At 44.3% G+C, this 23,583-nt stretch carries 20 protein-coding genes; 14 read left to right on the top strand and 6 right to left on the bottom strand.

Annotated features, from left to right (window positions below; translation table 11 throughout):
- The coding region (locus AACT21_RS10105) for a hypothetical protein (RefSeq protein WP_254917165.1) at positions 1 to 543 on the bottom strand (543 nt) is incomplete at its 3' end.
- A 764-nt stretch (positions 544 to 1,307) separates the two neighbouring features.
- Between AACT21_RS10105 and AACT21_RS10100 the strand changes: the two genes are divergently transcribed.
- Both AACT21_RS10100 and AACT21_RS10095 read left to right on the top strand, forming a co-directional pair.
- Positions 1,308 to 1,436: a hypothetical protein gene (locus tag AACT21_RS10100; protein WP_017788943.1), complete on the top strand. Its 129-nt coding sequence runs from the start codon at positions 1,308 to 1,310 to the stop codon at positions 1,434 to 1,436.
- A gap of 116 nt (positions 1,437 to 1,552) precedes the next feature.
- Entirely contained in the window at positions 1,553 to 2,518 is a 966-nt protein-coding gene (locus AACT21_RS10095) for an integrase domain-containing protein (protein WP_170927770.1), read from the top strand.
- Positions 2,519 to 2,817: 299 nt separating this feature from the next.
- On the opposite strand, the gene AACT21_RS10090 is transcribed toward AACT21_RS10095, so the two are convergent.
- Positions 2,818 to 3,294: a hypothetical protein gene (locus AACT21_RS10090; protein ID WP_021823482.1), complete on the bottom strand. Its 477-nt coding sequence runs from the start codon at positions 3,292 to 3,294 to the stop codon at positions 2,818 to 2,820.
- Positions 3,295 to 3,658: 364 nt separating this feature from the next.
- Between AACT21_RS10090 and AACT21_RS10085 the strand changes: the two genes are divergently transcribed.
- Positions 3,659 to 3,967 carry a hypothetical protein gene (locus AACT21_RS10085; RefSeq protein WP_039437758.1) on the top strand — a complete coding sequence of 103 codons (309 nt, stop codon included), beginning with the start codon at positions 3,659 to 3,661 and terminating at the stop codon, positions 3,965 to 3,967.
- 146 nt (positions 3,968 to 4,113) lie between these two features.
- Complete coding sequence (locus AACT21_RS10080) at positions 4,114 to 4,395, top strand: hypothetical protein (protein ID WP_086482518.1); 282 nt, start codon at positions 4,114 to 4,116, stop codon at positions 4,393 to 4,395.
- A 42-nt stretch (positions 4,396 to 4,437) separates the two neighbouring features.
- Here the strand turns inward: AACT21_RS10080 and AACT21_RS10075 are convergent, their stop codons facing one another.
- Positions 4,438 to 5,151 carry a hypothetical protein gene (locus AACT21_RS10075; protein ID WP_086482517.1) on the bottom strand — a complete coding sequence of 238 codons (714 nt, stop codon included), beginning with the start codon at positions 5,149 to 5,151 and terminating at the stop codon, positions 4,438 to 4,440.
- Positions 5,152 to 5,213: 62 nt separating this feature from the next.
- Positions 5,214 to 6,071 carry a hypothetical protein gene (locus AACT21_RS10070; protein ID WP_001015844.1) on the bottom strand — a complete coding sequence of 286 codons (858 nt, stop codon included), beginning with the start codon at positions 6,069 to 6,071 and terminating at the stop codon, positions 5,214 to 5,216.
- A gap of 222 nt (positions 6,072 to 6,293) precedes the next feature.
- On the opposite strand from AACT21_RS10070, the gene AACT21_RS10065 reads away from it, so the two are divergent.
- The 7 genes from AACT21_RS10065 (at position 6,294) to traN (ending at position 16,350) form a co-directional block, all read left to right on the top strand.
- Positions 6,294 to 7,664: a conjugal transfer protein TraH gene (locus AACT21_RS10065; RefSeq protein ID WP_086482516.1), complete on the top strand. Its 1,371-nt coding sequence runs from the start codon at positions 6,294 to 6,296 to the stop codon at positions 7,662 to 7,664.
- Complete coding sequence (locus tag AACT21_RS10060) at positions 7,665 to 11,120, top strand: conjugal transfer protein TraG N-terminal domain-containing protein (RefSeq protein WP_086482515.1); 3,456 nt, start codon at positions 7,665 to 7,667, stop codon at positions 11,118 to 11,120.
- Between the two features lie 361 nt (positions 11,121 to 11,481).
- Positions 11,482 to 11,823 carry a hypothetical protein gene (locus tag AACT21_RS10055; protein WP_086482514.1) on the top strand — a complete coding sequence of 114 codons (342 nt, stop codon included), beginning with the start codon at positions 11,482 to 11,484 and terminating at the stop codon, positions 11,821 to 11,823.
- An 89-nt stretch (positions 11,824 to 11,912) separates the two neighbouring features.
- Positions 11,913 to 12,161, top strand: coding sequence for a hypothetical protein (locus AACT21_RS10050; protein WP_141195238.1), 249 nt, complete (start codon positions 11,913 to 11,915; stop codon positions 12,159 to 12,161).
- A gap of 150 nt (positions 12,162 to 12,311) precedes the next feature.
- On the top strand, positions 12,312 to 12,932 hold the full coding sequence (locus AACT21_RS10045) for a hypothetical protein (RefSeq protein ID WP_086482513.1): 621 nt from the start codon (positions 12,312 to 12,314) through the stop codon (positions 12,930 to 12,932).
- A gap of 34 nt (positions 12,933 to 12,966) precedes the next feature.
- Positions 12,967 to 13,479 carry a FlhC family transcriptional regulator gene (locus AACT21_RS10040; RefSeq protein ID WP_368853726.1) on the top strand — a complete coding sequence of 171 codons (513 nt, stop codon included), beginning with the start codon at positions 12,967 to 12,969 and terminating at the stop codon, positions 13,477 to 13,479.
- A 90-nt stretch (positions 13,480 to 13,569) separates the two neighbouring features.
- Complete coding sequence (gene traN, locus AACT21_RS10035; RefSeq protein ID WP_086482511.1) at positions 13,570 to 16,350, top strand: conjugal transfer mating pair stabilization protein TraN; 2,781 nt, start codon at positions 13,570 to 13,572, stop codon at positions 16,348 to 16,350.
- Between the two features lie 624 nt (positions 16,351 to 16,974).
- Here traN and AACT21_RS10030 read toward each other — a convergent pair.
- Positions 16,975 to 17,889 (bottom strand): hypothetical protein, encoded by a 915-nt coding sequence (locus tag AACT21_RS10030; RefSeq protein ID WP_086482510.1) that lies wholly within the window; start codon positions 17,887 to 17,889, stop codon positions 16,975 to 16,977.
- 559 nt (positions 17,890 to 18,448) lie between these two features.
- On the opposite strand from AACT21_RS10030, the gene AACT21_RS10025 reads away from it, so the two are divergent.
- From AACT21_RS10025 to iteS, 3 genes are all read left to right on the top strand, one after another.
- Entirely contained in the window at positions 18,449 to 18,997 is a 549-nt protein-coding gene (locus AACT21_RS10025; protein ID WP_086482509.1) for a recombinase family protein, read from the top strand.
- Between the two features lie 152 nt (positions 18,998 to 19,149).
- On the top strand, positions 19,150 to 20,268 hold the full coding sequence (locus tag AACT21_RS10020) for an AAA family ATPase (RefSeq protein ID WP_086482508.1): 1,119 nt from the start codon (positions 19,150 to 19,152) through the stop codon (positions 20,266 to 20,268).
- Between the two features lie 6 nt (positions 20,269 to 20,274).
- On the top strand, positions 20,275 to 22,527 hold the full coding sequence (iteS, locus tag AACT21_RS10015) for a S8 family anti-phage peptidase IteS (RefSeq protein WP_086482507.1): 2,253 nt from the start codon (positions 20,275 to 20,277) through the stop codon (positions 22,525 to 22,527).
- Positions 22,528 to 22,649: 122 nt separating this feature from the next.
- Here the strand turns inward: iteS and AACT21_RS10010 are convergent.
- On the bottom strand, positions 22,650 to 23,583 hold a 934-nt coding region (locus AACT21_RS10010; RefSeq protein WP_141195237.1), incomplete at its 5' end, for an Abi family protein.

Genomic DNA, 23,583 nt, shown 5'->3' with positions numbered 1-23,583 from the left:
AGATCTATAACGTGGTAATGAATACTTTTGAAATATTTCTCGGTACTGATTTTTATTATCGAGAAGGAAAACAACTCTTACATGTTCCATATCACTTGTCGTTAAAATCGATCGTAGCCAACCAGCAAGCGAAGTATCTAATAGAGCGTCGCAGTTGGTAAACCAAACCCAAGTCGGTTGTTCATTGTTCCTGATGATATTTAAGATTTGTGACGAATTTCTATAATTCACCCCTAAGGTAAGAAGGTCAATGTAAACCGTATTTACACCTATTCTATGATTAATTTCATTGTACGTTTCCTGGAGCTTTTCGCCACACTCATTGGTGAACGTATGGAGCCTCATAATGCTCAACAGCCAGCATCCATGTATTAAGCGTTCTGCCGAACCTACAGGCCACATATCAAGATTAGGGAGAAAAAACTGTGGAGTTGCGTTGTATTTCAAGCTATCACCTCTTTTAATCACAGCAAGTGTAGGAGCGTCGTAGTTAAGGATGTTGACACGTTTGTCATTAACCGTGTCATGTCCAATAAACGGCATATGTATTTTCCTTCGCAGCGTAGCTTCATGTTTCTCATGTCAAAATACTATCTCAAGATAGTATTTTGATTACGGCAACAGGTATGTTTGTATGTGTATGTTTGAGAGCCCTCGAAAAGTTGCTTTTGGATTAACAGTTGTGACGATAGGACTGAAAATTACGTCGAAAAGCAACCTAAAAAGCCTCTTTTGATAGCAGTTGACACACAGACTAACGAAACTATCATAAAAGATGGAATACCGCTCAAAGTCGGTCGTTGATAGCTAGTCATCGTTACCAAGAAATAGCATAAACCACTTCAAAATACTTACAGCCGAATGGCTCTACATAGTTAACCCATCTGGGGGATGTGACCCCTGATAGGGCACTCCTCCGCCTGAAATCTAACAGAACGGAGGAAACATCATGTTTCTATTCTTATTGTTTGCAGCGTTGTGCTGCTGCATTGCTGTATGCGTTTTGCGCTGCACAATGCTTCTTACCTGCGATCAGCCAAAGGTCTCAGCTTCTAGGCTCCCTCCTGAGCCAGTCAAAAGTGCTCGATCTCCTCCTGAGCAACAACCTGTAACTGATGTTGCTATTGCTGTGGAGCTGATGCTTCGCCCCCGTCTCTGTCTACCGTCAGGGAACAGAGACGGGGGGCTAGCCACCCGACGAAAGCCTTGCGCCTCAACGGCGCTAGGCTTTCGACCCGCGCGGGAAAACGCGCGAAAAATCCCGGCTTCGCCGGGTCCTTTCCAGTATTGGGAAGGAATCAGAGACGATGACATCAGCCGGATCTGCCGTCAGTTTGCCATTTCAGGCAGGCCAGACGGTTGAGAGCAGAGCCCCTGCCATAGCAATGTTTGGTCGTAATAAAGTAGACGTGGGCATCGTCTTATCTGCCCTTTGAAGCGGCGAGAACCGCTTAGCCAGCAGCACGCAGAGCTGCCATCAAAAACTGCATATCACTTAACACCAGTTAGGGGCATGGCTAATGAGGACAGAACAACTAAGAGGGGAGCATCAGTGCGATGTGAACGAACGAATCCGGATGCCAAAAATTTTGGCCTTAAAAGTCGTGACATGGGCTATGCCGGGTTAAATGCGCTGAAAGAAGAGTACAAGTCATTTGAGTCTATTAGCACGATCCATGACCGCTGGAATGTATTTTGTTCCTGGGTCAAAACTGAACAGGGAATTAAAGATCTTAGAAAAGTTGAAGTTTCACACTTAATGCAGTACGCGGATCATTTAAGAGATCGTTTTGAAAATGGTGAGATAAAAGCATCAACTGCACAAAACTATTTAAGTGCGGTTAATAGAGTAATGGAAATCGCTCGTGGAGATAATAAGGTTCGTGTTGATCCAGTAAAACAAGGTGATTTACCTAAGCGGAGTGGCATCAGTGAAGGGGACAAAAGTATTTCTCAGGAGCGTCACGATAAAGCAACTTACATTGCAACTGAGCGAACTGGAGTATTGTTAAATTTGCAACGAGAACTAGGTCTCAGGTTTGAAGAGTCTGCAAAATTAAATGCAGATAAAGCTCTGGTTCAAGCCCAGAGTAAAGGATGTGTAGAAATAAGAGACGGAACGAAAGGAGGTCGCCCTCGTTTTGTTCCTATTTTTGAGCAATCACAAATTAAAGCGCTAGAGCATGCCAGGGATATTCAAAATGGTCGCAGTATGATCCCAGCCGAACAGAGCTATAAAGAGTTTCGGCAGGATGCTTACAAAGAAGCGGCAAGATTGGGTGTTAAATTCCACGGTGAGCGTCATGCGTATGCTCAAAATAGGTATGAGAAATTATCTGGTGTGAAATGTCCAGTCAAAGCGGGAATAAAACATGGCAACGCACATCATAAATATATTTCCAGAGAAAAGGGAATTAGCGTTGAAACAGCAAAGTCTCTTGATCGTGAGGTCAGGATGCAAATAGCAAGAGAACTGGGTCACGGTCGTGTCGACGTGACAAATTCGTACTTGGGGTGAGCGGATATGGAAAAATGGATTAAAGAACGGTCGCATTCATATCTACGCCACGGTGGTAAGCAGACAAGGAGAGCTCAGATCCGGCTGCTGGTAAATGCGTGCAATGACATTGCGGCCAATGAACCAGGGGTGAGTACACCACCTCAAATCGGTCGGGCACATATCCACCGATACTATGCCAGAAAGTCAGATCTGACACAGAAAACACTGGCGACTCACTTTTATGCTTTTCGTGTGCTCTGGCTGGTGCTGCTAAAGCGCCCCGGAGATCCACCGAGACCTCCGGAACTGTGAATTCATTACATGAAGTATATGTCACGCTCACGGTTAAATTCACGAAGGATAGATGATGCTTCGGAAGGGTGTTCCATCGGCGTGATCAGAGTTTTCCAGAACTCTTCGTCAAACGAACGCTCCAGGTACAAGTAACGGCAAATCTTGATGAGATCGACGCGATCCCATTCACTACCATAGCCACCGCGAACGCCTAGCTCATCTTCCAGGGCATAGAAAGTCAGTTCTTCTTTGGCGTCCCATGCTGTACATAAGCGATCAAATAGCCGTTGCACTTTGTCTTTTGGGGTCTTGAAGAACTCGGCATAGGGTTCATGAGGCATCCTGATCACACTACCATCGGTGTCTTGTAGGAGCGGATAGGTGCCAGACTCCCAAGCGTGCAGGTAAGAGTCAGAAAACTCGTTATGATGCACGCCCAGATTCATGATTTGCAGGCGCTGCTGGATGAATAGTGCTTCCATTGCTGTATTGTCGGTCATAGGTACTCCAGAGGTTAATTATCCCTATGTTATATGGAGGGTAAAGTTGCTGATTTCAATGACGGACTGGATTCACTTTCACATGTGAAAGTCGCTGTTCTGACTGAGCTGAGACGTAATTGGTGTTCAAATGGGGTTAATCGCTTTCTTGGGGGGAGGGATGCTGAACAGTTTGTCGCCCAAAAGGGCAGTTGGAGCGATTTGTCTAAGTAGGACAAGCTGTTATCTTGGAAGTTCATTCAGCTCTTGTAGTTGATGAGTGCGATAGCTGGTCGCCAAAAACAAACAGCAAGTTAACTTTTTGAACCCACTCGGGAGCTAATCCCTTGTGGGGATAGCTCCCTCAAAAATATGAGGTGAAGCTATGTCTGCAACCACTTTCTTCTTAATTATGATCGTTACCGTCGCACTGTTCTCGGTTTCAGCATCTCTGCTCGCTCGCGGAATGCTGTATATGCTCAAAGCTGCGTTTGGTCTTTTTAAGAAGCGGCCTGTAAAGGCCGTTATGCCTACCCAAGTGAGTGACAACTCTGTTGTTGGTGAGTGGCTCAGCCGCGAGCCTAAAGCTCACAAAACGCCTTGCGCTTTCATCGAGTCTGCGCCGATTGACGGCCAGATCGTTCGTGGATCACGCCACTTATCAGGGGTTAAGCGCTGCCTAGAGGTGTCCTAATAAGTCTGTTCTATTTGAATGTTGAGGAAGTTACGATGCAACGACTGATTTTAGTCTATTAGTCGATAAATTAATTAAATCAAATGCAACCCTGCCGGGAAAAATCCCGGTGGGGATTCCCGGCCTAACCGTATTAGGAGACTGTTATGTCGGTACAAACTCAATGCGTTATGCGCAAGTATGATGTTGTTGGCACTATGTTTTACGCTTTCAACAATCACAAACATCAGGAACTGTTTTCAGAGACGATTTCAGCGACATCTCACGATGAAGCTGAAGATCATTACCGAGAGCTGGTTGCTGAACAATGTGAAATGCGGTCGCTGAAACTGGATCGAATCGAACTGAAATTTGTTATCGACTTGGATGCTGCTGAAAGCGGAGAATCCTGGGAGAAAGTTTTCGGTGTCGATGAAGCTGCTCATTGATCGTGAAAAAAGCCGGGTTTCCCGGCTTTTTTCGTTTCTGATTTAGCGTTCGTAGATGGTGACAAGTGTTCTAATGCCCTGATCATTTAGTACTAGGAAGTAGAGCTCACTGCTCGGATGGCCCCATTCCTCAATATTGTCAGCGGTGCCGTACTTTTGGGCTTTGCGACGACGCTCTCGTTCCGCAAGAGGGTAAATGCGAAGCTCCGGGTTCTGGATGCGTTTGACCAGTGACAGCCACGGGGCTTTAGGCTTGCCTGAGGTTATCCGCTCGCTGTATCGTGATACAGCGTGAGCTGTTACCAAGACCGTGCCCATTGCAGGTGTTTCGATAGCATCAAAGGTGCCTGCATATCGCTTTCGTTCAGCCAGCAGTAGTTCTGTAGCCTCTTCCTCAATGTTGGCCATGTACTCTGTTTTAGTGGAGACCTCGATCTGCACTCCTGCCAAACGAGATTGTAGGAAGGCCGAAAACTTTTGGGCGCACTTTTTGTCAGATCTTCCCCGTGCCAGTTTCTTGATGGCACCTTTTGATACAACCAGTTTGTAGCCTCTTCCTGTTCCTGGGACTCGGCCAAAAACTTGTTTTTCGAGCAGCAGGTAGCGAATGGCGCATAACTCGCAGAGTAGGGCGCTATCGTTGCTTTCAAAATCGAGGGTGACATTGAGTATGCCTTTTCGTTGGGTACCCACACGCCAAAATACTCGGCTCTGAATGCTACTAAGTTGTTCTGATACGGTCGTTAATGTCATCATAATTTTGTTCAATTGAGGAACTGGTATGCAGCGTTGCCAGTTCCGCCCTTATATGGTTTCAGTTAGCTTTGAGGAGTTACGAACATAAGCTGTTGACCATGTTCATAAAGCACCGGATAAGGTAGTGTTTGCCCATCCTTAAAGACGGTATTAGGAGGAAAGTACATAGCTGACCATGCAGGGAGGTTGGCACTTAACTGCCGATAGAATTCATCTACCGGAAAGGAAACCTTTTCAGTTGTCTGCTGGAAAATAATTCGGCTGTATTGACTAGGGTGATTAGAATCTAGAATAAAACTTGCACCTGGCCCAGAAGTGATAAATTCAGGTGTTTGCCAATCATTTATCCGAGCAACGTGAGTTGCAATTACGCAATGCTCAGGTTTGCAGCCGAACTGAGGCGCATCCACTGTCCATATATTGATATCCCAGCCATTCAGTTTTGGCATCGTAATACCTTTATCGGCCAGTTTTTCAACGATCATTCCCATATTCTGGGCTGTATTTATTAGGCTTGCATCCACAAGTTCCTCGAACTTGATACGTGCATCATCTGTATTAGTAGCTTCTGTTTTGGGCATCCAGGCCATTAACGATGGGCGAGCGGACGGGTTATCAGGTGTCGCCATGATATTTCCTGCATTGAATGCTAGAGTCTGAGCGCCAGTCATCCCAGACAATGGCGCATCGAGTGAAGTTAGTAGGGCTGTTGCATTTAGTGCGCGAAGCAAAAGTGATTTTTTGTAGGAGTTAGTACCATCTGAGGAGTCTTGTAAATCTTGATCGTAAATCCCGCCAGCTCTAGCAATGTTTAGTGCTCTACTCTGTTGTGTATCGTATTGCTTTGGTGATACAGCGCAGCCGTTTAAAAAGAGGCTGCAAATGATAGTTGATAATAACAGTGTCAATTTGTGGTTCATTCGTCATTCTCCATTTTGTGAGATTTATTTCATATATAACATCTCATGGAAAACCATAAACGCAAGTCTAAGAAAGTGGCTTTTTCAAATGTTTTTAACCTGTCACGAAAGAACAATTTAAAGTTAATCCCGATTGCTCCCAAAGTGGGCAATTAGAGCGCTAAGGAATAGCGCTAATGATTGAGAAAATAGAAACTCAAATTCGGATGGAGAGTTTCTATTATGCGGAAAACAATTTTGGCGGCGATTATCGCTGCATCGACAGTAACCGCCCCGGTTTCCGCCGGGGGACTACAGTCTGAAATGGATCGCTTATTCAATGAAATGAGCAATACCACTTTGCCTGGTGTTCATGAGTCACAGCGTCGCGGAGTCTTCACTGGGGGGCGCTATACCGTTAAGTCACGCATCTATGAGCAGAACCTTGTTTCCTTTACTCCACCATCCTGGAAGGCGGGATGTGGTGGGGTTGATATGTTTGGCGGGTCGTTCTCATTTATTAACGCTGAGCAGCTAGTCACGATGATGCGAGCAGTTGCGGCCAACGCGAAAGGTTATGCGTTCCAGTTGGCTCTGGATAACGTTTTCCCGGATGGAGCGAAGTGGATGGAGAACTTTCAGAAAAAGGTTCAAGCATTAAACCAGCACTTAGCGAATAGCTGCCAATTGGCGCAAGGGATTGTTAATGACGCGACGTCAGCATTTGATATTCAGCATAAAACCAAGGCATCTATAAAGGCAACTGGGGCTGGGCTTTATGACGATATGTTCGGTTCGGTACAAGAACAAGACGGGGAAACTCCACTACGGAAATTGAAGAATAACGATCCAGCCAAATATCAAGAAATGATCGGTAATATTGTTTGGAAGCAACTGAAAGTTAACTCTGTAAGTACCTGGTTTCAATATGGTGACACTGCCCTGCTTGAGGCGATGCTTTCACTTACTGGTTCGGTGATCGTTGGCGATTTGGTGGCAGATGCCAGTGGAGGTGATACCAACCCTGTCTCACGCCTCCCAGGAGGCTTAGTCTCCCTTTCAGATCTTGTAGGCGGCGGTCAAGTTAAAATCTATGACTGTGACGATGATTGCTTGGCTCCAGCGAGACAAACTGTCACCTTAACTAGCGTTCGTCAAAAAATTTATGAAGCGCTCACAGGAACAGATTCTCGACCAGGAATCATTTTCAAGTATAGAAGTAATATTGGTCCAATCACTTCCGATGAGCAAGCACTGATCACAAACCTTCCAGCCTCAGTAGGCACAATTATTCGTAACTTGGCTGCTCTTTCTGACAGTGTTGCTAATTCATTTGCAGATGAAAGTGCTACTGTTATTGCCAATGCGATCGTGTACGACCTAGCGACACAGATGATTTCGGCGGCAGAATTAGCGGTATCCAATGCCGACTCACCGCATAAAAATGAGGTGATGGATCAGTTAGAGCGAGCGCGTAAAAACATCGAGAACGAACATCGGCAGATGGTCGAGCAGTACGGTTCAGTCAGTGACATTGTGACTCGCTACAACCAAATCATCAAAAATGTTCAGGCGCAACGTCTCAGCCTCACCAGTTCTAGGGGAGGTGCGTAGATGCCTGAGTTTACGATTTATAGCATCGGTGATTCAGCGCTACTAGAGCAGGTACTGATTGCTGTTGCGATGATCACTGGTACGAATGACTTCACTAAAATGGCTTCCATCGGGCTCTTGGTCTCCGTGGTTATTGTGTGCGTTAAGGGGGTAGTACAGGGAGGGCGTGGTATTGAGATCCAGCAGGTGCTTATCGGCTGGATTGTATATGCAATGTTTTTCGGGGCATCAGCTCTGGTCAAAATCGAGGATGCCTACACTGGTGATGTCCGTGTTGTTGCCAACGTACCCTTGGGACCAGCCGCGATTGGGGGAATGATCTCGAATATCGGCTATGTCCTGACCGACAAGTTCGAGACCGGGTTTGCGACTATTACACCTCAGATAACGCGGAAAGGGTTTCTGTCCTCATTAGAGTTGATCAGTGCGCAACGCCAGCTTGCGGGAAATGCCGCACTCTGGGCTAGCTGGGATAGTGCTGTCGGAGGTGGCTCAGCAGACATGCAGCGTAGCTGGCGAAACTACGTTGCTGACTGTACCGCTATCCGTTACCAGTTGGCTGACGTATCCGAATCGAATTTGAAGAATCTGACCTGGCGCGAGGCATTGCGCTTTTCGTCAACGGTCTATGGTACTGAGATTTTTGTGTCACCTAGTGGGTCGACAACTCCAAATTGTACTGACGCCTGGACTGATCTAATGGTTGCCACGGATACGGCATTCGACTCTGGAACTTCTCATGAATCGATCAATTACCTACTGGGTCTGACTGTCGCTGGTACAAGTGGCGTTAATCCTGTGGCGGAAACAAACAACGCGCTTAATGACCTGTCGGCAACAGGAATCATTAGCTCTGACATGCTTAAGGCAGCGATCCTAACCCCGGTGCTAACCGAGGGCATGGGGCAATATTACGAGTCCATACAGCAAGGCACTGCCTCACTGATGATTGAGCAGGCGGTGCAGCAGCGAAATACTCAGTGGACTGCGGAGCAATCGGTATTTGCTACTGTTGTCAGGCCGATGCTGACATTTATCGAAGCTCTGGTATACGCCATTGTGCCGCTGATGGGGCTGCTCATCGTGCTGGGAATGATGGGGATTCAACTGGTCTTTAAATACTTTATGACGTTGATCTGGATTCAGCTATGGATGCCAGTTTTGGCTGTGGTGAATCTCTTTATCTATAATCGCAGCACTGCCTCCTTACAGGACTACATCACTTCTGGCGGTGATCCAACAAGCTTCGAGGGGATTCTTCACGTAACGGATATGATGAGCAATGATCTTGCTGTAGGTGGAATGATGGCTTCTGCCATACCAGTCCTTACTTTGTTCATTGTTTCTGGGTCAATTTACTCACTGAACTCTCTGGCTGGCCGCATGAGTGGTGGTGATCATATCAATGAGAAGATCTCTTCCCCTGACTTACTGCAACCTGCGCCGTTAGCCCAACAAATGCCAGCCCACGCTTTCAATGCTCTTCAGGGCGGCTTACAGGGAGGTGCTAATGGCCTAATTGATAAAATGAATTTCTCTAAAATGTCTTCTGAAATGGTAAGCAGTGGACATGCAAGAGCTGCGGTTGCCCAAGACGCTTTTCAGAATCAGCTCTCGAACTCATTCTTCTCTGGGAATAGTGCTGACAAGTCCTATCAACGACTCCAGAGTTTTGGGCAGATGCTGAGGGCATCTGATAGCAGTCAAGCCAAAGCGATAGTGAATGCTGGTCAACAGTACGCTAAAGAGCATGGCCTTGATGGATCTCAGACCAACGCAGTTATTGGTGCGATTGGTGCCAGAATGAGTGCTGGCGTGGATGCAGGAAAGTTGGTTTCAACTTTAATGGGGCCAGCTGGTTCGGTTGCCAGAAAAGCTGCTAAAGCGGCTGGAGCAGAAAATCCTGTAGATATGAGAGGAGACCTCAGTGCAAATGCTGAAACCCGCTCAACTGCCGCAAGAACTCAAATGACGAAGGATTTGGATCGAATTGCTAATGACATTGGATTCTCCAAGGATGATACAGCAGCACTGACCAATGATGTTGCTAATCAGATTAGTGACGATAAAACGCAGCGGTTTACTGAGTCTGTTGGTGAGGATCAGCGTCGTGGACTGACTCATACTGCCTCCCAGATGCTGACTGCTCAGGATACCTATCAGCGATTAGCAAGTGCTCAAGAAGTGCTGGGCAGTGTGACGTCAGCAGACATGCAAGCTATTGCTGGATCGGTTTTGAGTGATCAGGCGTCAATGGCGAATTTGAGCCAATACATGCGGCAGGCTCCTAGTGAGTTACGCCAGGCCGCAACTAATCGAGCACGACATTATAAAGGTCTTGGTATGGACGGAGACCGGGCTTCAGTGGGTGGGGCTCTGTATGCGATGCTTAACTCAGAAGATTTACAACATAGAACTCAGGCAGCGGAAATTGTTGCAGGAACAATTGGAGCTAAAAACCCGATTGCAAATGCCAGTGAGGCGCAAAGGCACAGCCATTTAGATAGCGGGGCTCCCCAAATAGATAGCACACTAATCACCCAAGGGGAGAAAAACTTGAACGCCCCTAAATTGATGACAGATGAGCAGAAAGCCAAACCTAAAACGGATCTTCCCGGAGGAGATAGCGATGTTTATGCCGCTCACGGTGAGAACCTGGATAACGTAAACGCGCAACACGGTCAAAATCGGAGCGATTTTACAGGGCAACGTTTAGGGGAGCTACGCAACCGCATTATGGCTAATGATGTTGCTCCCTCAACTTCATCTCAGGTTTTCGCTACAGCCGAAGGAGCTGGCCGATTTATCGAGAAATTATTTGGTGGAGCAGGAGCTGCTGTAGATGGCTTCTCTGATAATTTTGGAAGCTCAATGGGTCGTCTTGCCAGTATGACCTCTGAGCAGCGTGATCAATTCATTGAAGATGCTAAGCGTGGTGATGAATACGTTGAGCAGGAATGGGGGGTTGCAGGTAAGGCATTAACAGGAATGGCTTCCCTTGGTCGCGGTATTATGGGAGCGGGCGTATCAGGATACAACGCAGCTAAAGAGTGGCTGACTGGTGAATCGGATCTCTCCGAAGCAGCTAAAGGAATGAGTCTCCAGGAGAGAGGGATGTTTTTTGCGTCAGCATTGGCTGCTGCTAGTGAACACAGTGTTGAAGCTGCGGAACAGTTTGTTGAGCAATATGGTGATGAGTTTAGGAGTATGGCTACGGTTGCCGGGGCCGAAGCCGGGCTCAATCAAACAGGTGCTCAGTTGTTCGCGGCTTCATTGACAGGGGATGATCAGCAAGTCGCCAACTTGAGGGAGCAGATGCGAACTGAGGTTGGCGACACTGAACTTGCTGACCGTATGAGCGACATCATCCAGACTTCCGCAGACGCGGGTAAAGATCAAGCTGCTGGGTATCTTAATCCAGTGGCGCGATATATGAGTGTAAGCAGAGGTCAGTAGGTTCTTTCCACTGAGCTAATGTGCGGATCGTATGGGTGCTCATTCGGTCCGTAACAGTAACTTGATGACCAAGACTGAGTGTCTCTGAGACTGTTTGTTGTGTATCTATTTTCAATATCATTAATATTCAGTATTGAAGATGCTGAGCGGCCATTGAGCCATTGAGCATAGAAGCACACGGCAATGATTAAAACAATCAGACCAAAAATTCCGGCTACTTTGACACAAAAGAACAAAGCAGCCATGAAGGCTGAAAAGTTAATTGTTTCTCTGAACATTACTGATCCCCTATTAAATTATATGTCCCCAATTGACATTTAACATGGAATTTATTTTTGTCAATGTTAGTGAAGGAATTTATATGATGAATAAGATTAGAGAATTAGTTTATTTGCTTGAAGAACTTAAAATACAAATGATCCGGGGAATAGGCCCCTGGCTTGTAGGAAATGTGTCACTTGAATACGAAGGGAAAGTGATTGTGGCAAACGGGAAAACACTCGAGATTATGTTGGAAAAAACAGATTCCATGTGGTCGATGATACACGTTCGGGCGACTATCATCTCTGCACAAAGACGGAGCCCTTTTCTATTGTATTCAAAGGAGTATGAAAAATTATTTCTCATCATAGTGAAAGAGGATGAAGAAGGCTTAGTTTTAAGAGACAAAATAAGGTCGGACTATAAAATTAAAAGGCCATAAAATGATTTCATGAAAAAATATCATGTGTGTTTTTTGATCTCCCACTTGACCCTCAAACGGGAAAGTATAAATTTATATCTAGGTTGTTTATGAAACATGTTGATTTATTAAAAATGTTCCGTCAGAACAAAGTTGAAATTGTGATTCTGCGGGAAGGAAGAAAAAACTGTTTTCAGATTGAAGTTAACACTGAGATGCTTATTTCAAAAAGGGGAGGTAGGCGTGAATTGAAAATTGAGGCAGCTAAAAAATATTTGGAACAGCTAGGGTGTGAAAAATTTGTCGTATTACTAAAGGATGAAAATAATGAAGAGGTTAATTTATTGGGTAGGAGTTAGCTATACGCTGGGTGTAGCAGCAACTGTAACATTCAGCGGTATTGAGACAAAGCAATGGTTATATGCACTAGCGTTTCCGGTCGTGGTTACAGCACTGTTTATTGCTCGTCCTAGCTTAGTTAGAAAAAACTGACAGAGAAGAGCGTTTCAATGAAATGTAATAGCAGCTCCTTGATTCCGAAAATGATAGATCATGCTCAAAAGAGTTTTGGCGTAGCCCGATTCAATGAAAACGTATTTGAATTTGATCTGTGTCTATGGACGCTTTTGAAAAGCCTGTCCAGCCTTTATCCGAAAGAAGTCTCCGAGCAATTTGCTCTTCCATTGGATACTGTGGCCGCTTTGGCTTTGGCAAGCGAAAGTCAACTCAAACTGTTGTCATCTGGTGCCATAATCTCCTTCAAACTCTCTGGTGGTGAAAAGGACTACATCGAGTACCTAGAAGGTCACTATGATCACGTCAGCCTTATAAATAATCAGGATCTTGGGCTCAGCTCCGCCTATTGGCTGCTCATGGGCCGAATAGCACATGAAAATACGGACATAGCAGCCCAGATATTTGATGTAACTACATCCCTAACCAAATCGGTGGCCGCAGCCACCGACAATCAGCTTCGTAGCTTAGCCGGTGACAAGGATATGCCATTCGAAATCCGTTTCGCTCCCGAACTGGTGAAAGAAATTCTGGAGAGTGACGAATGCCACGTTACTCATCTCATCTTAAAAAAACATCAACAATCTTTAAGCACTGGAGGCAGATATGAGCTGTAACAGTAACTTGTCACGATGGGGCATAGCTAGGAATATGGCACTCATCGGCTACATAAGCCAAATTATCATGATCGAAACCGGGCTCACTTATAAGCAGATTCGCAGATTATACAAAGAACTCAAAGATGAAGGACTTACGATCCGTAGGAAGAGCCACAAAGTTCGTGGTGGTGCAACAATTATCCATAGTCACACCTCAAAGATAGAAGCATCACTGCTAATGCAGCTCTATTTTAATATCACAGGAAAAGCAGCATTGCGATCTATCAACATCAATACTCTTCATTCTGCGTATGAACTTTACAGCTCAGTCAGAAGTGAAACACTTGGTATGCATGGAGCGCGCTGGCAGATGCTAGATATTACAGACGCATGGTGTTTAGCCCAAGAGCTGCGGTCTGGTGAAGCGATGATAGAGACATGTCCTAGCTGTAAGTGCAATTACTTTACATCAGTGAATCAACGAACATCTGTGAATTGTCCTTTCTGCTTAAGCTCACCACAAGCTAGTAGCACAAAAAAAGAAGCAACGATTACGACAGTTTGATGCCAAATGCACCCCAGATGGGCAATTACAGGTGCGTAAGAATTTTAAATACTGAAATAGCATGAACCATTGAAAACGGAGGTATCATCTATGGTTCATCACCCCACATCAAGGTTTATCTCGTGTGTGCTCATTGTCACTATGTCACTGTTTCCAACCCACGGATATACAAATCAACCAACAAATCCTGCTAAGACTGGTCGAGAAGCTCAAAATTTTGGCCTTGAAATGGCCGCAGAGTTTGAGCAGCCCTCATATGAGGCTGGCAATGTTCACTTTAGCGGCGGTGAAGCCATCAATGTGAATGATCTTTTCCCTGGCACATCAGGCCAGAACGATGATCCGTTAAGTGACTATTTTGCAGACGGTACACAACCTAATGTTGAGGCACTGAAAAATATCTGGGACTCCAGTGATGGGATGGATGATGTAGGGAGCAACACTAAAAGATCCCTGTGGCATGATGCTAACAGCGATAACCCTTCGGTTTCTGGAGCTGCTTATAAGGTTCTGATCGATGCCACGAACCAGTCCAAGCCCGATTTCAGCAATGATCCGTTGATGAATCTTAGCCGAGAGACGTACGACAATATCGACATAATAGCCGAGGGGTTTGGGGATTGTTCGGCTGAAACCATTATCAAAGATAAAACCATTAAGTCACATGTGCCTGATTATTATACATGTGACCGACTGTATAAGCCCAAAGGTAACTGTGCTATCACTCATACGATAGAGATTGCCGCAGAACCAGCTGATATAGTCTTTCTTATTGATAATTCAGGTTCAATGGGTGGAGTCATTCACGACTTAAGGAACAACGTAGGGGCTTTTGCTCAATTGCTAACACAAGATGGTAGTGATGATTTAAGGCTTGGAGGTGCTGTTTACAGGCACAGTGATTATATCTTTAATCGTGTGGAATTGACTCCGGATTTTAACGCTTTTAAAACTTGGCTAGATGGCGTGAATGCAGCTAGTGCACCTACTTACCCATTTGATGCTATTACATGGGCTGCGAATCATTACCAATGGCGTGGAGGGGATATTCGAAAGGTTCTTGTGTTAGTGGGGAACGATGATTCCGCTGGAAATAAGTCAGCAGCAATCTCTGCACTAGCTTCAAATCAAGTCGAGCTTTTTTCTTTTCACAACAGTGGGGAAGTAAAGAGCATTGGTACACCATTAGCTGATTACTTCTCAGGGCCTTTACTGTTAAAGTTTGCGCAAAATCTTACCGTTGTCTCCGATAGATGGACACCTCAAAGTTGCATTGAGAATGGGATTGCTTCATTAGAGGAGTTCTGTACGGGTTCTTATAGTTCTTCACCATCTAATGATGATACGTGCGTAATGCTTTCTGGCTTCCAAGTATGTAAAGGCGATCCTGTTTATAATTTACTCGGTGAACCGCCTCTGCCCAATGTACCTAAGTTAGCTGCACGTGTAGATGTCTCACAATTAGAATGCTCATTTAACCAGGGGCAAGGAACTTGTTGGTTCGATAAAGATGGCAACGAGCAATGCCTGGAAAATTACCAAGATATTGAGCAGTGTAAAAAATACGAAGATAACCCCCAATGTGGTTTCATTAGCTCAGAGTGTGTTGATGGAGCGAGAGGCTCACAAGGTAACTGTTATGTACATGAAGAGAAATATGATTGTGGTTACGATGTAGAAGTACCTAGCTTAGAAAAAGAAACCGAGTATTCATGTGGTGGGCCAATCCGATGTATGGGGGATGATTGCCTTGATATAAACAAAACTCAGAGTGCTGATTTTGCAAGAGCTTCGGCATTGTTAAATGCAGCACAGTTCATGACTCAGGATATGAGCTGTGAAGATATTACAGGAGAGAACAACACATATTGTAAAGCGTTTAGTGGTGATCAAGGCGAGTGTAAGGTAGCGGTTGGCGGCGCTCAGGATTGTTGTGAAAAGCCTAGTGGCTTATCTATGGGAGATTACCTAGCACTCATCATGTCAGTGCCAAAACTGGATGGTGCAATTCTTTCTCTTCAAGATGGCAGTGCCATAAAAGGTGCGTATCAGGCAATACGTGATCCTGCAATAAATGGGTGGACCGAAATAACGAAACCTTTCACTTCTTACATGGAAAATATTACAGGCGCGATAGATAACTTTACACAACCTATAACAGATGTTGCTAAGGAAGCTATTCAAGCACTAAAAGATCAAGTCTCTAAAATCACAGGTCAGGCTCTCGGGAATGCATCTACAACAGGTAGCGCAGGGGTTCCGATTGATGCCTCAGAGGGAATGATGGAACAGATGATAGGCAATCCAGCGGCTAGTGTTCTCAATGGTATTATGACGGCTTATACGGCTTACGTGGTCGCCATGATGGTCATTCAAATTGTTTGGGAATGTGAAGATAAAGAATTTGAGCTTAATGCAAAAAGAGCTTTGAATAGTTGCCATCAGGTTGGGTCATATTGCAAAACAAAAGTTCTTGGTGCTTGTATCGAGAAGCGCCAAACTTACTGTTGTTTCAGTTCGCCATTATCAAAAATTATCCAGCAACAAATCAGACCGCAGTTGGGGCTGAGTTGGGGTTCTGCGAAGGCTCCTCAATGTGACGGCATTCCTTTGAACCGTTTGGCTGAGGTTGACTGGGAGCAAGTAAACCTCGATGAATGGTTAGGATTGTTACAGGCGAATGGTAAGTTTCCAGAGTCATCTGCGATTGACCTTGATAGCTTAACTGGTGCTGGGAGTATTTTTAATACCGATGGCACTCGTTTGAATGCTGAGGATAGAGTTCATGCTCGCCTGGAGGGAGTTGATCTGGAAAAGACTCGTAAGGATGCAGCGGATTCAATCTTGCTGGACAAAGGAGCTGGGAACTAACAATTATAGATATGCGTCTGTGTTACTCGGAAATGACTAGTGCAGGCCAAGGGGGGAACTATGGAATTATGGGTTTGGTTGATTGGTCTTATCGCCACGATCGCCAGTGTCGGGGGGGTGTTTTGGTACGCAGGGCACTACCAAAGTAAGCCAAAACGGGATGTTTCTAAATGATCTCTAGAGTTAGGTATCGTGTCGCTTTCGGCTACCCTACTCGATACCTTTTCAAGCGGTAAGTTAATAAGTTCAGTTGCTTATAGTTAATTAGGGGCAAGTACCAAGTGTACCGTTTTTTAACTGTACCGTCTGGCTGGTACAGTTTTCAGCATTTACTTATGGCTGGAATTCATACCCACCCCTTGTAGCGTAAGTAACTTCGAGATATTTGGACCTACACCTAGTTTGGTGAAACTGTACCGGTTCGCGATAAAACGGTACACCAACTCCTTGGAGTAACTGTACCTGTAGGAAAAAGATTCATACTGGCGGCATGTTCCTAGCTTGACCGTTTCGGTCCTCTTCCGGCATCAATGTGGGGTCGCCTCATAATTCGGAACTTCTAAGGCGACCCCGATTAGCTTAGCGTACGTTTCCGTACCATTGGGCTTCAGACCTCTTCACCGCCTAGAACTCATCTGGATAAGGACTGTCAAAAGCGTTTGCAGACACACGGATCGTCAAATCATCTGATAATCCTTCGATCTTCTCCAAAATCTCAGGAGGACAACTTTCATCAAAGGCCAACACAAAGTCATAGATCAAACCATCATCACTGCTGTTTTCCAGAGTGTCCCATTCCAGCGATTCAAGATCTTCGTCTGTTATGCCAAGCTCCTCTGCCAATCTGCTCTGAGGGCGTTCGCCATATCGTAGCTCCGGGTCGATCCAGTCATCATTGACGCAGCCTCCAGCTTCAAGCTCGAAATCGTAAAAACCGCGCTTGCCTGCCATGCGGGGCAATGTCACCTGTACAACTATATCAAGTGTGTCACCACAGAACGGTTTATCGTCCATTGGCTCGCCCTTGTACTGAGCTTTGGCAATAGCTACCAGCTCGTCACCATGATCTTCGATTTGTACGTCGTCATAATAAGGCGCATCGAAAGACCCCGCATTGGTTTCAGCCATCACACCGGAAAGCTGATCATCTATAAGAGATTGGCAATCGGGTAGTAAGACTTCGACAATATAGGTTTCCAGTGTGTCATAGAGCCAGACATCTCCACCGCATAGCCCTTCCTCGGAAAGCATGTCTGAAAGAAGCTTGGCGAGGTCAATGGACTGGTTAAGGCCATTTGGTAAACCGTTGAGTTTCGAGCGTCTGTCATTCATCAACGATATATCAGGAATGAAGATATATGCATCTTGGAGCCGAGCCAGCGGGTAAGTCTTCTCGGCTATAAGTGCCGCATGGCTCTTATAGCCAAAAAATGCCGCAACCAGCTCTCTGGCATGTGAAGCTTTTAGTGTCTCAGTTGATTGGGAAGCATGATTTTGACGCAGAAAATCTGCACACAGTTTTGATAGATCAATACTCATGGGAGTGATCCTCTCTTAACAATGCCGGACTTTAAAGGTAGTGGTAAGTGTTTAAGTCACTACGCTTGCCAGCAGGGTTAATAAAGATCAACTGCAATTGGCAGGTAGTTCGATTTGCTGTCTTTTAGGTCACTTACAGCCTTGGCAATCAGCTCCGAAATTTAATATACCAGATTAGCGTGATTTTGACAAAACGAATAAATGATGCGTTCAGCTGGCCATGTCAGGATATGGCCGTCAGTATGAATCATTATTACTCAATTTCGATAGAATGGGCCGAGAAAAGAACAGTTCAGTATGAAACTATATTTTCTGTTCTTGGTAAATTGATATGGTGGATTAAGGCTTGTAGTAGTGGTGAGTATGAGACTTTATTCCTCTCCTACAGTACCGTTCGCTGATTTATTTGAGTCAACAATGCTGACTTGTAAAACAAACGAGGGTTTTCTTTCCAGGATAGGCTTCTTTCTCATTTCCTCAAGAAAGCTAAGTTTCTTGTAAATAAATCCGTAAATTAATCAATGTAAAAATAAAGGTGCTTAAGTTTACAGGAGGGGCTGTGAGAATTGGCTATGCACGTGTCAGTACTGACGAGCAGGATACCTCACCTCAGATCGATGCGCTCAAGTTAGCTGGTTGTGAGCGGATCTACAGCGAGCACATCAGCGGAAAATCGAAAGAGAGGCCCGAGCTAGAGCGATTGCTAGATGCTGTGCGGAATGGTGACGTGGTGATAGTTCAGAGGCTTGACCGCTTGGGACGTAGCTTAAAGGATCTCATCGAGCTACTGGATTGTTTCAATCAGAGAGGAATCAAGTTCATATCGCTAAGTGAGAACATAGACACAACGACAGCAACAGGAGAGCTGGCCTTCCACATGATAGGAGCCATTGCTCAGTTTGAACGTCGCCTAATCTCGGAACGGACCAAAGTTGGTCTAGCTGCGGCCCGAGCGCGTGGCCGAAAGGGGGGGCGGAAAGCAAAAATGAGTAGCGCTGATGTTCGCAAGGCACAGGCTATGTTGCTTGATCCTACGGTAACAAAAACGGAAGTTGCAGAGCATTTTTGTGTCAGTAGACCGACATTGAATAAGTACTTAGGTAAGTAGCGTGTACTACATCCCTTATTGTTAAATTTCATGATCATTGGGCTTTGTTTCATCTTTGTTTTTTTTTTTTCACATTGACGGGTTTAGTTTCATTTATTGATATTTTTTTTCAGCTATGCTCTAATCTGAACATTAGACTTAAGGTGATTGAGATGTTGTTCATACCGGAAATTTTGAAAATTATTGAGGGAGGAGTTAAAAGCAACTCCTCTCAAGTTATTGCATATGCAGAGTTGCTTGCAGATAAGATGGAAAAAGAAGGGATGGATAGGCCTGCTAAGAACATAAGAAAGAAGCTATCTTCTCAGTCGGCCTCCGGACTGTCTTCGACGTCTGTAGCAAACATGCAAGGCGCGATTCTACCTGTTGATAGAGATAGTCGCTTGACTCTAGGTGATGAAACTTACCCATGTATCGATGATATATCTATAGAACTGCCAACGTTTGTTGAGCAATCTGTAAGTGAGTTTTTATCTTTTATTGATAAAGCGCACTTATTAGCCGATGCGGGCGTTGGCATTACACCGTCAATGCTTATATATGGCCCTCCAGGCTGTGGAAAAACTCAATTAGCTAAGTACATATCTGCTCATTTGGGTCTACCTTTGATTACTGCACGAGGAGATACTCTAATATCATCATTTTTGGGGTCTACAGCAAAAAACTTGAGAAGCTTATTTGATCATGCAGCGCAGAGACCATGTGTATTATTCTTAGATGAATTTGATGCTTTTGCTAAAGCGCGAGACGATCAGCATGAGCTAGGTGAGCTAAAGAGAGTTGTTGTTAGTCTTTTGCAAAATATAGACGCTCTACCAGAGGGAACCATTTTGCTTGCGGCAACAAATCATGAAGATTTACTAGACTCAGCAGTTTGGCGACGCTTTGCATACAGAGTTCAAATCCCTCTTCCGGACATCGATACCAGAGAGAAGTTAATTCATGGTTTTCTTGGACAGTATTGTCCAGCGAATATTAAAACACTTGTTGAGATCACTGATGGGATGAGTGGAGCTTTAATTGAGCAGGCTTGTAAAGCGGAAATTCGTAATTCAATCATAAGTGGAAAGGATCAAATAAGTGTAGATTCACTGGTTTTAAAGCTGGTTGGTGAAATGTATCAGGATGTGATCCGCTCAGGGTTAAGTGTAGAAGAAAAAGCTATAAAGTTGAGGGAAAGGAATAAGAAAATATTTACTGTCAATCGCCTTTCCGCGTTGTTGGGGATTTCTGTAGGAAAAGTTTCAAAAATTACTTCCACAAAAGGCTAGAAGCTTATGAATAAAAAAGACAACCCTATTCAAGTAGTTTCGATTCGTGAAACTGATCATCGACCTCCAGGCCCGATGAACACTAATGATAAAATATTCGGGGATGGTGCAAGTAGGGAAAGACGAGCACAACTTGCAAAAGAAGTTAAGGAAGTATCAGATTACTTTAAGTTGTCTTTTAATAAGTGGCCGACCTTACCTGTAGTGGCAAAAGTTACGTTGAAAGAGGAAGCACTAGCAAAGTCTCATCGCCCTACAGCTCTTTTCTCCAAAACTACATGCCCAATTATCGGTACAATGGATTACGGTGAGCTATTAGTTAGTGCAACACAATCCGGACTTGATGCTTTACAACGTCGGATAAAAAACAATACGGCGAAGAAACAAACTGCAAACATTTCAGCGATAGAAAAAATAGAACCTTATATCGCAGGTGAATGGATTTCCCGTATTTTAAAAAATGACAGTAAAAAAGTTAAATTAAAGCTATTTGATCATAAGGATCAAGAAAGAAACGAGTCATTGGAAAAAGCTTTTTCAGAGTTTGTTGGTAACAATGAACTTAATGTAAACCGAGTTCGTTATGGTAAACAGGAAGTATTAACAGTAGACTTTCACAAGGGAATAGAGAAAAAGTTGGCGGGTTTTGTTGGGTTAAGATCTGCTGCACCTATGCCAGAGTATTTTCCTTTAGATATGAATCTTCAGGTTACTCCTATTGCTAATGCTAACTTGGAACATTGTCCCGCACCTTTGGTGGGAGAGGATTACCCTGTGGTTGGCGTAATTGATTCTGGTGTTTGTCCGAAGTGCAGTCTTTTAGACCCTTGGATTGTTGCAAGAGAATCATATGTCCCTCTTGGTATGGAAGATTATGGTCATGGAACTATGGTCGCAGGGCTGGTAGTGAATAGCCACCGTATAAACCATAGTGATCCTGCCTTTCCGATGTCTCAGGCAAAAATTGTTGATGTTAATGTTTTTCCAAAAAACTCCAATGTTTCAGAAGAAGATTTAGTCGCGATAATTGAAGAAGTGGTAGTTAAATATCCGTCAGTTAAAGTATGGAACTTATCTTTAGGAGCATCTTGTCCTGTAGGTTGTAGTGAATTTTCTGATTTTGCTCGTTTTTTGGATGAAATGCATGATGAATATGGCTGTTTATTTGTTGTCGCGGCGGGAAACCAAAATGATGCCGCATTGTGGCCAACGACGTCAAAAGCTCCAACTTTAAATAGAATATCTTCGCCAGGGGACTCTATAAGAGCTTTGACTGTTGGCAGTATTGCCCATAAAGATACTCCAACGACCTTGGTCAAAATGGGAGAGCCATCTCCTTTTTCTCGCATTGGTCCTGGTCCCTGTTTTATCCCTAAACCAGAAGTCACTCATTACGGGGGCAACAATACCGCAGCTGGGAGCTTTGCCCAAACAGGTGTTTTGTCCATGGGGCCAAACAATATGATTTATGAGTCAATAGGAACAAGTTTTGCCACACCGATTGTAAGCAGCCAGGCGGCTTCTTTGCTTCATTATTTAAAAGGGCATAGTGTAGATGATATCCCGCCAGAGCGAATTAAAGCTTTAGTCATACACTCTGCTTTATTAGCTAATCCTAAGGTTAACTCTGATTCTATAAATGGGCATGGTTTTGGTAAACCTTCCGATATCGTTGATATGTTATATTGCGATCCTCATTGTATAACACTGTTTTTTGAAACGGATTTAAAACATGGCGGTTTTGAGTTTGAACGGTATCCTTTTCCTATTCCGGACTGCTTGCTAACTGATGAAGGCAAGTTTAAGGGGGAGATAGCTATGACATTAGTTTATTCTCCAATAACTGATGAAGACTACGCATCGGAATACTGTCGAACAAATGTAGATGCTGGTATGGGAAGCTATGATAAAGACGATGAGGGAAAAAGAAAGTTCCACTCTCGGGTTCCTGCTGCACCAAAGGATATAAGTAAGTTGTATGAGAAGTCACGAATTGAGCATGGCTTTAAATGGTCTCCTGTCAAAGCTTACCATCATATATTTCCTCAAGGTGTTAGTATTGATACATGGCGCTTAAAGTTGAAGGTCGAGCGACGAGCAGAAGAACAAAAGCCTGAAGTACCTCAGCGTGTATCATTAGTTGTTAGTTTAAGGGCTTTGGACCCTTCTCAACCTGTGTATAACGAAGCCATTAGGAAGATGAACCAATCTGGCTGGGTTACGCATGATATAGATGTTAATGTGAGAGTTAGACAGTAACGGAGTAATGTGCAGCACCTTTTGGGTGAGGTCTAAGGTAGTTAAAAGCAAAGGTAAAGAGAAGTGCAGCCTAGACAGGCTACTCAATCGTAGCCCAGTCTTAATGCTGCATTCTTTTGCTTTTATTGCTTTACTTGAGTCGCATTGGGATGTTTGCCTTGAGCAGGGGCTGGTTTGGGAATGAAAGTTACATCAATACCAACAGGTAAAGGCCAAGCTTTCCGTCTCTTCTGCATAGATTTGTTGGTGTAGAATACCTGATGTGACTTTTTGCAGCGTATAATTGCATAGCCAGCCGTTGCATTAACTACTTCACCCTGGCGTCTGGTGTTGATTTCATGCCTTTCTTTCCATTCAATAATGTCTGGAACAGAAGGAAGTCCCGATGCTAACATTTTACTTCGCCATAGCGTATGTTGAGAGCAGGCTATTCCCATCAGTTTGTCGTTGTCTATGACAGACAACAACTTTAAGTTGTTGGGATTGATCCAACGGATGACTTTTAAGCACTGTTCGTAATGTGCCACAACAGTATTTATGCTGTCATCGGAATCAAATAAATCTGTTGCTTTCCAGATCGGTTCATGATGTGCGATACGATTTCTAAGTTTATTGATTTCGAATAAGTTTGAGCTGATATGGTTAATACTCAAAGGTGTGCCGTTTAAGTCCTTAGCATATGGAAAAACTAAACTGTTAAGACTCGGCCAAAGCTCAATAATAGGAGGATTTGCAGGAGGTTGGCTTGAACGATGGTTTTTGTCCGTTAAATGTACCCAAAAACCAAAAGTTAGTTTTGCAATTAGATTATCAGGTGTAATAGCTTTCCTCTCTCTAACTAAATCCCCCTTAGCTTTAGTTATCTGTTGAAATGCTGGGCGATTATTTTGATTTGTATAAGAATTGCAAAACCAAAATTGGTCGATATTAGCTTTCTCTTTGGTCCAATCTTGCTGTTGAAAATTTGCTTCGACTAACTTCTCATGATATTCGATGTAAGCATTATTAATAGCATTGCGCAAAGAAACTTCTAATACTTGAAGCACGGGATAAAAG

The organism is Vibrio sp. V08_P9A1T1, from assembly GCF_963874405.1.
In the GTDB taxonomy this organism is placed as follows: Bacteria; Pseudomonadota; Gammaproteobacteria; order Enterobacterales; family Vibrionaceae; genus Vibrio; species Vibrio anguillarum.
This window is presented reverse-complemented; position numbering and strand designations above follow the sequence as displayed.

Bases quoted from the DNA above. Each gene is read 5' to 3' on its own strand.
- traN (WP_086482511.1), top strand. From the start codon at position 13,570: ATGGTTCATCACCCCACATCAAGGTTTATCTCGTGTGTGCTCATTGTC.
- AACT21_RS10030 (WP_086482510.1), bottom strand. From the start codon at position 17,889: ATGAGTATTGATCTATCAAAACTGTGTGCAGATTTTCTGCGTCAAAAT.
- AACT21_RS10050 (WP_141195238.1), top strand. From the start codon at position 11,913: ATGAAACATGTTGATTTATTAAAAATGTTCCGTCAGAACAAAGTTGAA.
- AACT21_RS10055 (WP_086482514.1), top strand. From the start codon at position 11,482: ATGATGAATAAGATTAGAGAATTAGTTTATTTGCTTGAAGAACTTAAA.
- AACT21_RS10100 (WP_017788943.1), top strand. From the start codon at position 1,308: ATGACATCAGCCGGATCTGCCGTCAGTTTGCCATTTCAGGCAGGCCAG.
- AACT21_RS10020 (WP_086482508.1), top strand. From the start codon at position 19,150: ATGTTGTTCATACCGGAAATTTTGAAAATTATTGAGGGAGGAGTTAAA.
- iteS (WP_086482507.1), top strand. From the start codon at position 20,275: ATGAATAAAAAAGACAACCCTATTCAAGTAGTTTCGATTCGTGAAACT.
- AACT21_RS10080 (WP_086482518.1), top strand. From the start codon at position 4,114: ATGTCGGTACAAACTCAATGCGTTATGCGCAAGTATGATGTTGTTGGC.
- AACT21_RS10040 (WP_368853726.1), top strand. From the start codon at position 12,967: ATGGCACTCATCGGCTACATAAGCCAAATTATCATGATCGAAACCGGG.
- AACT21_RS10045 (WP_086482513.1), top strand. From the start codon at position 12,312: ATGAAATGTAATAGCAGCTCCTTGATTCCGAAAATGATAGATCATGCT.
- AACT21_RS10090 (WP_021823482.1), bottom strand. From the start codon at position 3,294: ATGACCGACAATACAGCAATGGAAGCACTATTCATCCAGCAGCGCCTG.
- AACT21_RS10060 (WP_086482515.1), top strand. From the start codon at position 7,665: ATGCCTGAGTTTACGATTTATAGCATCGGTGATTCAGCGCTACTAGAG.
- AACT21_RS10070 (WP_001015844.1), bottom strand. From the start codon at position 6,071: ATGAACCACAAATTGACACTGTTATTATCAACTATCATTTGCAGCCTC.
- AACT21_RS10085 (WP_039437758.1), top strand. From the start codon at position 3,659: ATGTCTGCAACCACTTTCTTCTTAATTATGATCGTTACCGTCGCACTG.
- AACT21_RS10075 (WP_086482517.1), bottom strand. From the start codon at position 5,151: ATGATGACATTAACGACCGTATCAGAACAACTTAGTAGCATTCAGAGC.
- AACT21_RS10065 (WP_086482516.1), top strand. From the start codon at position 6,294: ATGCGGAAAACAATTTTGGCGGCGATTATCGCTGCATCGACAGTAACC.